Source organism: Pseudomonas sp. LPH60 (assembly GCF_030718165.1).
Taxonomy (GTDB): domain Bacteria; phylum Pseudomonadota; class Gammaproteobacteria; order Pseudomonadales; family Pseudomonadaceae; genus Aquipseudomonas; species Aquipseudomonas danubii.
The window spans coordinates 323,041-337,958 of the sequence record NZ_JAVAJH010000006.1 but is presented as its reverse complement, the minus strand read 5'-3'; the positions used below and the strand labels follow the sequence as shown (position 1 = coordinate 337,958).

The 14,918-nt window shown below is 65.4% G+C and carries 4 protein-coding genes; 1 reads left to right on the top strand and 3 read right to left on the bottom strand.

Annotated elements, in window-relative coordinates:
- The first annotated feature begins 4 nt into the window (after positions 1–4).
- The gene (locus tag Q8O96_RS22845) at positions 5–922 is read left to right on the top strand and encodes a LysR family transcriptional regulator (RefSeq protein WP_115580025.1); all 918 of its coding nucleotides are present in this window, start codon (positions 5–7) and stop codon (positions 920–922) included.
- On the opposite strand, the gene Q8O96_RS22840 is transcribed toward Q8O96_RS22845, so the two are convergent.
- From Q8O96_RS22840 to Q8O96_RS22830, 3 genes are all read right to left on the bottom strand, one after another.
- Complete coding sequence (locus tag Q8O96_RS22840) at positions 919–4,155, bottom strand: ATP-binding protein (protein WP_305949497.1); 3,237 nt, start codon at positions 4,153–4,155, stop codon at positions 919–921. The genes Q8O96_RS22845 and Q8O96_RS22840 overlap by 4 nt on opposite strands.
- 80 nt (positions 4,156–4,235) lie before the next feature.
- A complete protein-coding gene (locus Q8O96_RS22835; protein ID WP_305949449.1) occupies positions 4,236–5,741 on the bottom strand; it encodes a TolC family outer membrane protein in 1,506 nt (501 codons plus the stop codon).
- Positions 5,742–5,819: 78 nt separating this feature from the next.
- Positions 5,820–14,831, bottom strand: a complete 9,012-nt coding sequence (locus tag Q8O96_RS22830; RefSeq protein ID WP_305949448.1) for a TcdA/TcdB pore-forming domain-containing protein — start codon at positions 14,829–14,831, stop codon at positions 5,820–5,822.
- Positions 14,832–14,918 lie beyond the last annotated feature (87 nt).

The window sequence follows — 14,918 nt, the reverse complement described above, 5'->3', positions numbered from 1 at the left end:
GCCAATGCCTAACTTCGCGGATCTGGAGCTGTTCATTCTGATCGCCGAGCTGCAGGGCCTGTCCCCCGCTGCCCGCGTCATGTCGATCACCCCGGCTGCCGCCAGCCTGGGGCTCAAGCGCCTGGAAAGTCGCCTCGGGGTGCGGCTGTTCACCCGCTCCACTCGCACCATGAAGCTCACCCCCGAAGGCGCACGCTACCTGGACAGTGCCCAGCACGCGTTGAAGATCCTGGCCAACGGCAAGCGCTCGTTGCGCCACGATGACGGCATGCTGGAACTCACGGTGTCTTCCGACCTGGGCCGCAATTTGCTGCTGGACATGCTCGCCCGGCTCAAGCATGAGCGGCCGCGCATGTACATCAAGCTGGCGCTGAGCGACAAGCAAGAGGACCTGCTCAAGGGGCGCTTCGATGCTGCGTTGCGCTATGGCAAGAACCAGGCGCTGGATCTGGTCGAGCTGCCGGTGCTCAAGCAGCATTACTTCATCGCCTGCGCCGCGCCCGACTACCTGGCGCAACATGGCCAGCCTGAGGCGCCGCAACAGTTGAGCGAACACGAATGCATCATCTGTCACAGCATCGGCCGCCCGGAGAGTCGCTGGCGTTTCCATGGCGCCGGCAAGGTCGAGGACGTGCCGGTGCAAGGGCACTTTTGCTGTGATGATGGCGATGCCGCACGGCGCTGGGCCGTGGCCGGCCACGGCGTGGTCAACCTGCCGCTGCTGAATGTCGTCGAGGACCTGCTCGCCGGTCGCTTGCTGGCGCTGCTGCCGGGCTGGCAATCCGATCCTGCGCCGCTGAATCTGGTGGTATCGCACCGCTCGCAGATCACTTCGTCGTTGCGGGCCTTGCATCAATGCCTGGTCGAGCACTGCACCGACCGCATGGCCCGCTATCAGGCCCTGAGCCAGAACAGCCGCTAGCCCTGCAAGTCCACTAGCAGGTCAAGGGCCTGCTGGAACTCCAAGCGGTAGATCCGCTCTTGAATGGCCCGCAGCGGGCCGCACGGGTATTGCTCGTACAGCTCATCGATCAGCGCCAGGGCCTGGGCATTATGCTTGCGCAGCAGCTGGGCCAGCCGCTCCAGCGCCAGCACCTGCTCAGCGTCCAGTCCCAGGCTCGGCGCTGCCAGATCTTCGTTCGCCACTGGCAGGGAAGCCAGGCCGGCCAGTACCGGCTCCAGGCACTGCGCCAGATGCTCGATCAGCGGCCCCAGCGCTGCCGGCCCGGCCGCCTGTTCCTCCAGTTGTCTAGCGGCTTCCTTGACCGCCGTGGCGCCGATGCTCCCGGCATTGCCCTGCAGGCTGTGGGCCAGAAAGCCGATGGCGGCCAAGTCCCCGGCGGCATGGGCGTGCCACAAGCGCTCGATGACCTGCTGCTGGCCGTCACGAAAGTCGACCAAGAGTTTGCGCTGCAGAGCCAGGTCCTGGTTGACCACCGCCAGCCCCAGCGCGGTGTCGATCCCTTCGTAGGTCGAGGTCAAGACGCTTGCATCCGGTAGCGCTGCGCTCTGCGCGAGCGGCATGTCCGTGCCTGCAATCCAGCGCACCAGGGTCCGATAGAGCGCCGCGACCTCCAGGGGCTTGCTCAGCAGATCGCTCATGCCGGCCGCCAGCGCCCTGCCCTGCACATCGGCCTGGTGACTGGCGGTCACGGCAATGATCGGCAGGGACTGCAAATGGGGGTAGCCACGAATCTTGCGCGTGGTGCCGAAGCCGTCCATGACCGGCATCTGGCAATCCATCAGCACGGCATCGAAATGCCCCTGCTCCAGCAACAGGCGCAAGGCCTCGGCACCATTGACCGCCAGCACCACCTGGACCCCGACGCGCTGCAGCAGGCCCAGCAGCACTTCCTGGTTGAGACGGTTATCCTCGACCACCAGCACCCGTTTTCCCGCCAGCCAGCGTGCCGGGGCATTGACCAGACCCGGCCCCGCGACCTCGCCCATCGATGGCCCGGCAGGCGCAGTACCGCTTGAAGCGTGCCCTTGCTCAAGCGCTGGCGGCGCCAGCCCCAGCTGCACACTGAACTTGAACGTCGCGCCCTGCCCCAGCCGGCTATTGACCCAGATATCGCCCTGCATCAGTTGCACGATTTTCTTCGAGATGGTCAGCCCCAGGCCGCTGCCGCCGTAACGCCGACTGATGGACCGGTCGGCCTGGACAAAGGCATTGAACAAACGGGCCTGCTGCTCGTCGCTGATGCCTACCCCGGTGTCGGTGACGCTGAAGCACAGCAGGGCCTGATGATCCCACTGGCGCACCAGGCACACACCGATACAGACATGGCCGGCCTCGGTGAACTTGATCGCGTTGTCCACCAGGTTGGTCAGCACCTGGGCCAGACGCAGTGGATCACCGACGTAACGGCGCGGCAGCGACGCCGGAATATCCAGCTGCAGCCGCAGCGCCTTTTCCTCTGCGCGCTGGCGAACCAGCAGCAACACATCGTCCACCAGCTCCCGCAGGTCAAAGCCGGTTTGCTCCATGCTCAGCTTGCCGGCCTCGATCTTCGACAGATCCAGCACGCCGTTGATGGTGCCCACCAAGTGCTTGGCCGCACGGTCGATCTTTTCGATGTAGTCGCGCTGCACCGGCTCCAACGGCAAGTCCTGGACCAGGTGGGCCATGCCGATGATCGCGTTCAGCGGCGTGCGGATTTCATGGGACATGCAGTCGAGAAATTCCGACTTGGCCTGGGTCGCCCGCTCGGCATCGCGCCGTGATTGCTGGATTTGCGCTTCCACTGCCTTGCGCTCGCTGATGTCCTGCAGCACCCCGGTGACTCGCGTCGGCGCGCCACTGGCGTCGCGCTGCATGATCTTGCCGATGTCCATGACCCACAGCCATTGCCCCTCTTTGTTGCGCATGCGGTATTCGGCGCGGTATTCGCCGACTTCATCGTTCAGGTGCGCCTTGAGCCGGGCCATCACCGGCTCGTAGTCGTCCGGGTGCACCAGAGCGGTCCAGCGCTCCAGGCCATGACCGAAGGCCTGTTCCATCTGCTGTTTGCTGTAGCCAAGAATCTGCAGCCAGACATCGTTGTTGATGACGGTCCCCAGGCGCAGGTTCCAGTCCCACAGCCCCAGGGCCCCGCTTTGCAGGGCCATGTCCAGGCGCTGTTCGCTCTGCTCGATCTGCGCCACGTCACGCTTGTGTCGTCGGGCGTCGGCCAGACGCCGCAGGCCGCCCCACAGCAACAGCAAGAACACCAGGGCACTCACTCCCTCGATCAGCAGCACCTGTTCCGCCGGTAACAGTGCGTCCAGGTCGCCCAGGGTGATCAGGGTCCAGGGACCGCTCGGGTCATTCCAGTCGAAATCCACCCGGGACAGGCTGTAGCGCCGGCCGTCCAGCCGGACCACCGGCTGGTGGGCATCGAAGGGCAAGCGCTCGGGCACCCCGTTGGCAAACCGATAGTCGCTGAACTGGCGGCGGATCTCCCCGGTGAAGCGGTTCCAGGGCCAGGCGCGGTCGGACTTGAGGACCAAGTCCGGGGAACTGGCGGCCAGCACCACGCCGCTGGGGGACAGGATCATCTGCAGATCGGCGCTGTAGGGCTTGCTCAAGCTGGCATCGAGCGTATCGGCGTCAAACCGCGCCACCAGCACCCCGATCACCTGGTCCTGGCGCGTACGCGACTCGAAGATCGGCACCGCCATGTAGAACATGCGCGTGCCGGTACTGGTGCTGATGGCGCCGTAGACACTGCTGCCGCCATTGAGGGCCACTTTGAAGTAGGGACGGAAGGCCACATTCAGCCCCAGGGGCGTCTGTCCCTGCTGGTCGTAGGCGGCCACCACCACCCCGTCCCGGTTGAGGACAAACGCATGGTTGGCATCCACCACCAGGGACAGGGTCTTGAGCGGCAGAGTGGCCCGTTCCATCAGCTCGGCAGAGGGCGCAGGCTCCAGGACGATGCGCTTGAGCCAGGGGTTGTGGCGCCCGAGGATCGACAGTGCGCCAATGGCAAAGCCGTTGGATTTCCATTGCTCCAGGTCCTGGGCCTGCTCCTGGGTCTGCATCTGGACGCTGGCCCGGTAGACGTCTTCGACCTGCACCCGGTAGTAGTTGCCCAACGCCACCGCGGCGCCGACCGCGATCACCACCCCCAAGGCATAACAGCAGCGTTTGTGACTGTCGAAGAAGTCCAATAACCCGTACAACCGCTCGCCCCTTTACCTTGAAAAAAACCCTGCCCGCCAACCCTGGCCCGGTGCCTTGCCAGGCCCTGTCAGCGTTTGGCCAGCCGGCGTGGAAACTCCGGCGGCAGAAAATCCAGGTCCGGATCGTAGTCGGCCTTGAGGTAATCACAAAGCGCCTTGAGGTCCTGGGGCGACAAGGTTCCCACCGCTTGCTTGAGCCGCAGGGTGTCGAGAATGTAGTCATAGCGGCTGTTGTTGTACTGGCGCACGGCGTTGTACAGCTGACGCTGCGCCTCCAGCACATCGACGATATTGCGGGTTCCGACTTGGAAGCCCATCTGCGAGGCCAGCACCGCGCCCTGGTTGGAAATGATCGACTGGCGCCGCGCCTGCACCTGATCGACACCGCTGTTGAGGCCACGATGCAGGTTGCGGGTCTGCTCCACGACCTGACGCCGCAAGCCGTCGTTGAGGGACTCGCGCTGGTTCATCCGCTGGTGGGCTTCGCGCACCTGGGAGCGGGTCTGGCCGCCGCTGAACAGCGGAATATTCAACTGCAGCCCGACCGTGCGCTGCTCGACGTTGCCGCCGTAGCCGTTGCCACGGATATCGCTGTTGCCGTAACCCAGGCTGTCGTTGTCACCGATCTGGTAGCGCAGCACCGCATCCAGGGTCGGCGCGTGCCCGGCCTTGCGCGCGCTCAGGGTCTGCTGCGTCGCCTCCAGGGCGTACTGGCTGGCCTGCAGGGTCAGGTTCTGGCGCACCGCGGTGTCCACCCAGCGCCGGGCGTCGTTGGGTTCGGGCAACAGCACCGGCATGTCGTGGCGCAGCCCCTGGATCGCCTGGTACTGCTGATGCGTCAGGGTGTCCAGGGCTTGGAAGGCATCGTCGGTCTGCTTCTGCGCGACGATGCGGTTGGCCCGCGCGGTGTCATGCCCGGCCTGGGCCTGCAGCACATCGGTGCGGTCCGACAGGCCCAGTTGCAAGCCGCGCTCGGCCAGTTGCTGCTGGCGCTTGAGCGCCGCTTCCTCGGCCTTGGCCGCCGCCAGGGCGTCCTGGGCCTTGAGCAGGCCGAAGTAGGCCTGGGCGCTGTCGAACATGAGTTTCTGCTCGGCGGCGGCCAGCTCCAGCTGGGCCTGCTGGTCTTCGGCTTGCGCCGCCTTGAGGGCGAACCAGCGATCGGCGCGGAATATCGGCTGGTTCAGCACCGCCTGATAACTGTTGCCACTGCGCCGGGTGTCCTGCCGTGGCTGCTGCAGGGAGGTGCGGGTGGCATTCAGATCGGCGCTGGCGGACAGCGTCGGCAGCAGGCCGGCCCTGGCCTGGGGCACCGCCTCGGCGCGGGCCGCCTGATCGGCCTGGGCCGCCGCCAGCTCGCTGTTGTTCTGCCGGGCATCCAGGTACACCCGCCACAGGTCACTGGGCAGCGCCTGGGGCCGCTGTTGTGGCATAGGGGGTGGCGGATGCTGCGCTGAGTCTTGTGGCAGGTCTTGCTGATGCAATGGCAGCGCCTGCGCCAGGGGCGCCGCCAACAGCGGGACGACAAGCAGCCAGCCGGCAAAGGCTCGCTGCCGCGAATTCATGGGTTTGCTCATGGTTGGATCTAACACCGGGAAAAGAGAGGGCCGCAGACAGGAGAGGCTTTGCGCCCCTCCTGTGTTTCTGCTGCGTGGTCAGGTCAGTGAAGGCACCAGCACCGCCTGCGCGGCCTGATGGTGTTTGGGCAGCTGTTCGCGAGCGCCGCCTGTGTCAGCGAAGGCCGCCATGGCCCCGCTGAGTTTTGCCAGGCTGGGGCCCTGGCCATCTGCCGCCGGGTCCAGCCCAGCCGCCGCCGAGCTCAGAGCATTCGCCGCCGGCAGCGTCTCGCGCTGGCTCCAGGCCAGCTCGAACACGCTGTCCCGGGCTGATCCGTTCGGGCCAAAGCCCTTGAGCAGCTGCTCGACGCTGAGCATCGACGCATCGCCTTTGAGCTCGATCAGCAAATGCCCATGGGCGGCCGCCTGGCTGCCCAGTACCTGGCGCAGCACCAGGGCGGTGCCATTGCCCGTGTCGGTCAACTGCACGTCCTCACCCCGACGGCTGACGAGCATGTGCTTGCCATCGGCCACCGGCAGGATCACCCGGTCCAGAGCCAGGCCCGGATCGTCGTTGTCGATGACCACCGTGCGGTAATGCGCCCACATCGCCGGAGTCAGGCGGTAGGTGTCACCCCCGGCGCCGCCGTGCAGCACCACACTGTCGACCCCGGCAATCAACGGCGGCGCCAGATCATCCTGATGACCATTGCCGCTGGCGCCCTGAAGCAGCAGCGAGGAGCCGATACGCTCGACATTGGCGTAGTGGCCAAGCTGCTGTGCCTGGCCGTCCTTGAGCTGATACAGCGCCTGCTCGGTCGGGCTATAGACATAGGCCGAGTTCGGCGTCCCGGCAGCGACTCCGATAAAGCGCAGGTCGCTGCCCGCAATACCGCTGCTGGCAAACATCTGCCCACTGGCGATATCGAACCAGCCGCGGCTGGCGCCATCCTGCAAGGTCAACACGCCTTTGGCGCCCCACTGTCCAGCCACGGTCGCCAGGGCCTGGGGCAGATTGCCCAGATGTGCCTGCTGCCAGCCCTTGTCCACGGCCACCAACTGCACATCGCCGTTGTTGCTGCGCAGCAGCACTTCGCCCTGCACGGTGGTCAGGCGCAAGCCGGCATCGACCTGGACCGCCGAGCGCAGTTGCAGCGTGGGCATCCAGTCAATGGCGGCCGGCAATTGGGCCGAGGCCTCAAGCACCTCATCGTTGCCAAACGCGCTCGGCAGTGCCTGGGATGTCAGCGGCGGCTGCAGATAGAGCTTGCCGCTCTCGGGCTCGAACAGCCGGGCACTGCCACTGGCACCGTCGAAGCCGAGAAACTGCAGCGGCTTGTCTTGCAGCGCGGACGACGCCACCACCACCTGAGCGTTGTGGTACCACACTGGCAACGCACGCTTGCCGTCGGCGGCCTTGACCCCGAATACCGCCAGGGTGGCGTTGCTGCCGGCGACCTCGGCGAGGTCCTTCCACCAGCTACTGCGCCCCTTGAGCCAATGCTCGTTGACCGCCTCATAGCTCAGGCGCCCGGTCGCCTCGATCCGCGCCATGCGCCCGTCCTGGGTCACGGCCAGCAGATGGCCGTTGAGATTGAGCACATTGGCCAGGGGCGGCGTGGCCAGGCGCAAGGCGCTTGGCTGGCCGGCATCGAGCACCTGCTGCCCCGGCCCTTCCTGGCGGAACAGCACCTGCTGCGCCTGGCTGTAGAAATAGAACACCTCCTGGCCACCGGGCTGGGCCAGGCTGCCGGCCAACACCAGGTCCGCCGGAATCTTCCAGGCACTTTGCACCTGCCCCGACACATCGGCACTCGGCGCCTGCCCGGCCGGTGGCGCCAGGTTCGGCTTGATCACCACACCATCGCTGCTGCGCACCCAGTAGCGGTGCGCGACTTTGGCGTTATCCAGGCCAAACACCGTGATCAGCTCTGCCGCGGTCGGCTCCAGCAGGGGCGCGCCCAGGCTGTACACCGGGGTGTCGCGCGGGGTGGTCTGAGCCTCGTAACCCTTGAGCAGGGTACTGAGCAGGGTCTTGGCGTCCCTGCCATGCTGACCGTTGCTTGCCGACCGTTGCAGCAGCGACTCATCGCCGACCACCCCCACCAGCTCCATCCGGTCACCGAGGATGCGGAAGCTCAGCTCGGCTTCCCGTTCCTTGAGCTGATAACGACGGGCCAGATACACCGCGTCGCCCTCTTGCCAGAACCGGCTGATCTGGCCGGCGCTCTGGTTGAACGACGGGGCGAACTGCGCATCGACCTTGCCGCTGGCAATCTCGACCCGCCAGGCGGCGGCGTTCTGGGCATCGACGAAGTAGGCATGCTCGCCGATGACCGCGCCCAGCTGGGCGTTGCCGGCCTGCTGTACATCGGTGTCGGTGAACAGCATGCGGTCCTTGGCGACGTCGTAGTACGCCCGACCGACATTGCGCTCACCGTGCTTGTAGTTCTCCACCAGCACGTATTGGCCGTGCAACTGATGGGCCTGGGCCAGGTCCTTGAGGTGCTGTTCGATGCGCTGCCCGGGCACTTGCCATTGGCTGGCGTCTTCCTTGACCACGTCAGTGGTCTGGCCGACAAAATCGACTGCCCGTACTTCGCCCTTGGCGTTGACCAGCAGCACCTGGCCGCTTTGGGCCGGATCGAGCTTGACCTTGACCCCGCCCACCAGCAAATGGTCCTTGGCCACCGTAATGCTGTCGCTCTCCAGCTGGCTGCTGTCGATGATCCAGCGTGACGGCTGACGGCCGGCCTCGTTGCTGAGCCTGACCTCGGTGCCTTCATTGAGGCCGATCAGGTATTCGCCGCCGGCGCCCTGAATGTCGTAGCGCAGGTAGCCGTACAGTTCCTTGGGCAATTGCGGTACCACCAATTGCCGGTTGCGCCCATCCAGCAGCACTTCTACCGGCGTCTCGACGTACTCCTGGTGAATGCGCCGGATCGTCTCCTCGCTCGGGAAGATGTAGAAGTCGTAGTCGAAGCGCCGGTCCTGCTCGAGCCTGCGAATCACATCGAAGCCCGTGTCATGCCGGGTGGTGGCCCCCGGCAGGATCATGTACTCGTAGCTGATGTAGGACTTGGGCGTGCCCGGCAGGATCACCGTCCGGCTGTCGCCGTGGTCGAGTTTGGGCGGTGGGTTGCCGTGGCCAATGCCGCTGCGCACCTCGATCGCCTGGGCGCGGTCGTTGATCATCCGCGGGAAGTCGCCAACCCAGAAGAAGTAGTTGATCGCCCCGGAGCCGGTGGAACCGTGATGGGTGCGGTAGATGTACTGGCTGTCGAAACCGACCTCGCTTGAGCGCAGGTCGAGGCGCTTGACCACCGCTCCGGGCAGCGGCACCAGCACCTGCTGTTTCTCGTCATAACGGTAGCCGTTGCCTTGATAGGCCTTGTCCAGGGTATCGAAGTAACGTCCCACCGCCTTGGCGTCTTCGGCCACCGCGCCAAAAGCCTGGGCCAGGGCCGTGAAGCCTACCGCCAGGCCGCCGAGGATCACCCCCGCGCCGCCCAGCACCGCCGCGGTGGTCGAGGCGCCGACCAACCCGGCACCGATACCCGCCGCGCCGCTGACGAAGCTCGCCGAATCGAACGCCAGTTGGGTGCCGAATACGGCTTTCTGCACATCGTTTTCGGCATGGGCCAGCTCATAGGCATCCAGGCCGACCATGACCCCGCCAAACAGCACGCCTGCGCCCTCGTTGACCGTGTGCCCCAGGGTCGAGGCAAAGTCCTTGAGCGAGGACTCGGCGGCCAGGGCCTCGCCACGCAACGCGGTTTGCACCAGTTGGGTGACCTTGGCCACATCTTGCACGGTGCCGTGGCCGATCTGCGCCAGGCCCAGGTAGCTATGGATCTTCAGGGCCGTGGCCAGGTCCGGTGACACCACGCCCTGGGCTGCGTCCTTGCGGTTCTTGTCGGCCAACCACTGGATCAGGGTCTGGACCGCAAAGCCCGCGTTCAGGCCGTCCACATGCGCCGCTTCGCCGACCCCGGCGCGGGGCCGGATCTGCCCGTGTTCCAGGGTGAAGTGCTCGCTGAGCACGCTCATGTGCTCATCGACGAAACGACGGAATTCGACAAAGGTGCCGTCGTCGGTGCTCAGCCAGCGGGTCTGCTCGGGCTGGTCACGGTTGATGAACTGCACCCGATAGCCGCCCTCCGGCTGCGCCTCGGTGTTGGCGATGATCGGTATCCACTGGCTGCTCAGCTGGTGCTCCTGGGCCAGTCGGGTGCTGGCGGCATCGAAGCGCGCACCCCATTGCTCGGCGTCGAAGGTGGTCAGCGCCGCCCCCAGGCGCAGGTCCTGGCTGACACGCTGCTGGGCACCTACCGCCTGCTCCACCTGACGGCGTTGGCCGATGACGCCGGCCAGTTCCTCGGGACGGGACAGATCGGCGACATTCAGCCCGCTGCCCAGCGGCACTTCGGCCATCTTGTGGGTGTCGATCTCGACCAGGTTGAAGGCCGGCTGCGACTGGCTGCCGAACGAGCTGTAGTGCGCCGCCAGTTTTCGGCGTACCAGGTGCTGCTCCATGGCCTTGGCCAGGCCCTTGCTGGAATCGAAGGCGAAGATCCCCACGTTCGGGTCATAGAAGTAGTAGCGACGGCCTTCGGGGCCCTGGGCACTGCCCACCAGCATCGAGTGGTTCCGGGTATTGAGGGCAAACATCGAGTCGCTGCCGCTGTTGGCCAGCCGCGCCACCACGTCGGACAACTGGAACTGCCCCAGCGCCTTGGAGGCCTGGACCGCGTCGACATTGGAATGCAGGCGGATCAGGCTGTTCTTGAGCAAGGTCGAGCTGCCGGCCTGGGGATCGGCCGAGGCCAGGAACAGCTTCTGCACCAGGCTGTTGACCCCCGCCTCGCCGCCATTGGCCAGGGCCACGGCCATGGCCCGGACCAGCGGGTAGCAGCGACCGCCGGAGCGATCCCCCACCAGCGACAGGTAAAAGTCCTGGGGTGCCAACTGACTGAAGACACTGCCGGCGCCCTGGAAGTCTTCACTGAAGGTCGCGGTCTGGCGCAGCACCTTGTCGACGTATTCGGCCTGGCTGGTTTCGCTGATGCGAGCACTCAAGGCGCCACGCTGCCCAGGCGTGAGCTGGCCGTCGAGAAACAGGCGCTTCATTTCCAGGGCCGACTGCTTGCCGTCCAGCCCGGGGATCTTGATCTCGCGGAAATCCCGCACGCCATCGCTGAAGGCCGTGCCCCGGGCCCCGCGCTGATAGGCCTCGGCAATGGCGTAGCGCTCGCCGATGCTGGTGCTGCGCTCATCGCCCCCGCCCTGGATCGCCGTGTCGTCGGTGCGCACCACCGCAGCGCTGCCTTGCTTGGCCTGGATCTGCTGCCAGAGCCAGGTCTTTTCTACCGAAGCGGCCTCACGCAAGACCGGCTCGTACTGCGCCCGGTAGAAATCCTGGGTGAGGTTGAGCTGCTTGATCTGCTGGTCGATCAGGCGCTTGTCGCCCGCCCCGCGCCGCTGCTCCTGGAGTTGATAGCGCTGGTTGCTGAGCTGTTCGATGTCGGCACTGACCCTGGCATGGACCGCTTCGCGCAGCCGATTCCAGGCGGCAATGGCCGGATGCTCGGCAGAGAAATCGCCGCCGTTGTAGACGCCATCGGCCACCCCTTCGCTGGACACGCCGAACTGGCTCGCGACTTTCTTCAGGTTCTGGTGCACCTGTTCGCGGTACTCGGCGAACTGGATCCGGTTGCGTTCCTGCACCTGGCTGTCGGCGGTCTGGATGGCAAGCGGCTCTGCACCCTCGCGCAACTTCGGCCAGACCATCTGCCCCTCGCGCTGGTACTCCTGGCGCTGGAACACCAGTTGCCACTGACCGTCGACGAATTGCATGTACGCCGCCGCCAGGCCCTCGGCCGTGCCGGCCACCTGGTAGTCCTTGTAGTCGACCGCCATCACCACGTTGTCGTACAGCAGCGAACTGTTGACCCGACCGTCGTGATAGACCCGATAGGTATCGGCGTCCAGGCGGGTCACCACCAGCGAGCTGCCCGACAAGGTGCCGGTAAACAGGAAGCTGCCCGGGCGCGCCTGCCGGGGAATGTCCACATAGGCCGGCGCGGCGTTGGCATGGTTCGGCCCGTTGTAGCCGAGGAAGTACGCCGGCACGCTGTCCGCGCTCGCGGTGCTCACGGAGTTGGCGCTGTGCTCGGTGTATTCGAGCTCATACAGCTTGGGCGCGACTTCCACCAACTGCACGTGGCCCTGGGCCGGCAAGCGTCCGGCCTTGACCAGGGCCTCGGCGCTGAGGGTGTGGGTCTGGGCGAACTGCACCGGGTCGGCGGCAAACTGATGAATGTCGGCGCTGCCCTGGCGTGGTTCGAAGCCGGCCTCGTGGGCTGTCAGTCCGCCCTTGAGTTGCCGGTCCTTGTCGGCCTGCCCCAACAGCGCAGGCAGCGGGCCGAGGTCGGTGAAGCGCGGCGGATGGAACTCCTCGCTCGGCGCCAGGCCTTGATTGACGATGGGCAGGACTCGGGCCATCACCGCGTCGTACAACTCCCCGCGCAAGGCCTCGCGGCGCCCTTGGGCACGGTAGCGGTCGAAGGTCTGCAGCAGGTCCTGGCCGATGCTGTCCGGCCCCTGGGGTTCATAACGGGCGGCGACATACAGGGTTTCGAAGAACGAGTGATAGCCGTTGCGGATCATGAAGGCCGCGTTGGCCATCTGGAACTGCCAGTACTGCTTGACGCTCGGCACACGACCGAACAACTCCGGCAAGGCATTGCTGACGGTCTGGGTGGTGCCGGAAATGCCCCCCACGAACGGGGTGTCCAAATCGTTCATGTAGCGCGTGGCTTCATTGTTCGGATCGGGACGGAACTGGCTGTAGCTGCGGTACTTGTCGTCCTGGATCAGCAGCGCTGTATCGGTCTGGGCCTGCTCCGGGCGGGTATTGAGGATCAGGTAGGGGTCGGGCTGATTCAGCCGGTTGTTGATCATGACCTTGTCGGCGCCGGTTTTCGGCGTCAGCGCGGCATGGGCATTGACCGGCACCGCGGCCTTGGAAAAGCTGTCGGCCACGGGCCGCAGGGCATGGAACAACGCCTGCTTGCGCAGGCTGCGGCCCTGGTCGCCGGACAACAGCGCCTCGACCGTCGGCCGCAAGGCGCCGTCGACCGGCGCCAGGCCCTGGGGGCCGCTCAACAACAGGTTCAGCAGTTTGCTGTCCAGGCCGCGCTCCAGCGTCACCTTATCGAAGACATGCACCTTCGGGTTGCCGGGATGCTGCGCGGCGTTGGCGCTGGCCACGCGCTGGGTTTCCACCTCGATCGCCTGGGCGTGCCACTGTTCATACAGCGGTGCCAGCAGCAACTTGGCCTGGGCAATGTCGCTTTGCAGATAGCCGCCTTGCAGGACCTTGCCCAGTGCCTGGCTCTGCACCAGGTTCTGCCCCAGGTCGAACAACAGTTGATCGTTGTCGTGGCTCTGCCAGACCGACGCGGCGAAGGCCTGTTCCCACAGCACCTTGTTCAGGTTGTTGCCCTTGATATCCCGCAGGCTCGGGCGGCTGTGTTGCGCCAGCAGCACCCCGGCCGGGGTGATGTGGTTGCGTTCGAGCAAGCGCGTCAGTTGTTGCACGAAGGTGGCGCGCTCGCTGCTGCCTTCGAACAGCCGGCTGGCCTTGAAGCCCTTGTCGCGCAGTTGTTCCAGGCGCTCGAAAAACGCCGCGTTGTATTGGTACAAAGCCTCGGTCTGGGCCTTGCTCAGGTGGCTGCTGCTGACCTTGTCGCCCTCGACGGTCATCAGGGCAAACGGCGTCGCCGAACGGAAAGCGTCGCCCTGGGGCATTTCCAGCAGGTACTGGTGCTCGGCAAAGCCGACCGAGCGCTGCAGCTCATGAACATTGACGAACAGCCCGTCGCGGTCCGGGTGGTAGCTGTGCTGCCGATAGTCTTCGACGCCCAGGGTCTGGAAGCTGCTGAGGTCCGCGTTCTGGTTGATCAGCTCGCTCAAGGCGCCGGCCAGGGGCACTTCGCGAGGCACGCTGGTGCCGGGCGACTGGCCCGATACCTGGATGCCGACCTGGTTGGGCACCTTGCGATCGACGTTGGTCAACAGCAGCTTGTGGCCGTTGCTCAGCAACTGGGCCTTGAAGCCTTCACGCAGGGAGCTTTCCGACACCAGATGGTTGGCGAAGTACTGCTCGACGAACCCGGTCTTGACCAGCACCGAGCGAATCGGCGCAAAGGTCGGCGAGCGCATGGACGGCGGCTCGCTCTTGAGCCGGTACTGTTGCTGCCAGGCCAGAGACCGGGCCGCGGTGCCAAAGGAAAAATTCAGCACGCCGTCGGTGGGCACCACCAGCCGGCCGTGGTCCAGGTAGAAGTCCTTGAAACGCCCATCGGTACTGGCATTGACCAGTGCCACGTTCATGCGGATATAGCCCGGGCGCTCTTCCATCATCAGCAGTGACAGGTTCACCGGCAGCTCGTCGGAAGCCCGAGGCGGCTTGACCAGTGCCGCCAGGCTCGCGGCCTGCTGCTGCGGTGCGGCCTTGAGCAAGGCGTTGTAGCGAGTACTCACCTCCTTGTAGGCCTGCAGCTCGGAGAACAGGGTCACGTAGGCCTGACTGAAGGTGGAGTCGGCAACCTGCACGCTCAGGAGCTTCTCCAGGCGATTGATCCGGCCCTTGAGCTCTTTCTGCTTGGCCGGCGCATCGGCTTGCAGGACCTCGGCCTTGGCGCCACCAGGACTGAGCAGCCGCAGGGCCTTGTTCCAGGTGCTGTCATAGTGGCTGATCGCCATGTCCTGGCGGCTGTACAGCTGGATGTCACGGTCCAGTTGCTGCTTGTAGGCAAGGGTGGCCGGAGTGTCGGCGATGGCCTTCATTTCTTTGCGGCGTTGTTGCAGCACCTGCAACTGGTCGCTCACCGAGACCGGGTTGTCCTGCATCTGGTAGTGCTGGGCGGCCAGCACGCTCAGGGTGCTCTGCTGCATTTCCAGCAGCCGCTCGCCGACCTGGCCGATGTACTCGGCGCGCTCGTCGGCGCTCATGTGGAACCATTCGGTTTGCCGCCCTGCCGTCTTGATCTGTTGGTCGATCAGGGTATTGAGCAGGCGCGTGAAGTCCTTGGACATAAAAGCCATTGCAATGATCCTTTGTCTGTTTTGAGCCGGGCCCTGCGTATTGCGCAGGGCTGCCTATGGATATGCGGAGTGGGGAGACATGACGGG

Bases quoted from the DNA above. Each gene is read 5' to 3' on its own strand.
- Q8O96_RS22845 (WP_115580025.1), top strand. From the start codon at position 5: ATGCCTAACTTCGCGGATCTGGAGCTGTTCATTCTGATCGCCGAGCTG.
- Q8O96_RS22835 (WP_305949449.1), bottom strand. From the start codon at position 5,741: ATGAGCAAACCCATGAATTCGCGGCAGCGAGCCTTTGCCGGCTGGCTG.
- Q8O96_RS22830 (WP_305949448.1), bottom strand. From the start codon at position 14,831: ATGGCTTTTATGTCCAAGGACTTCACGCGCCTGCTCAATACCCTGATC.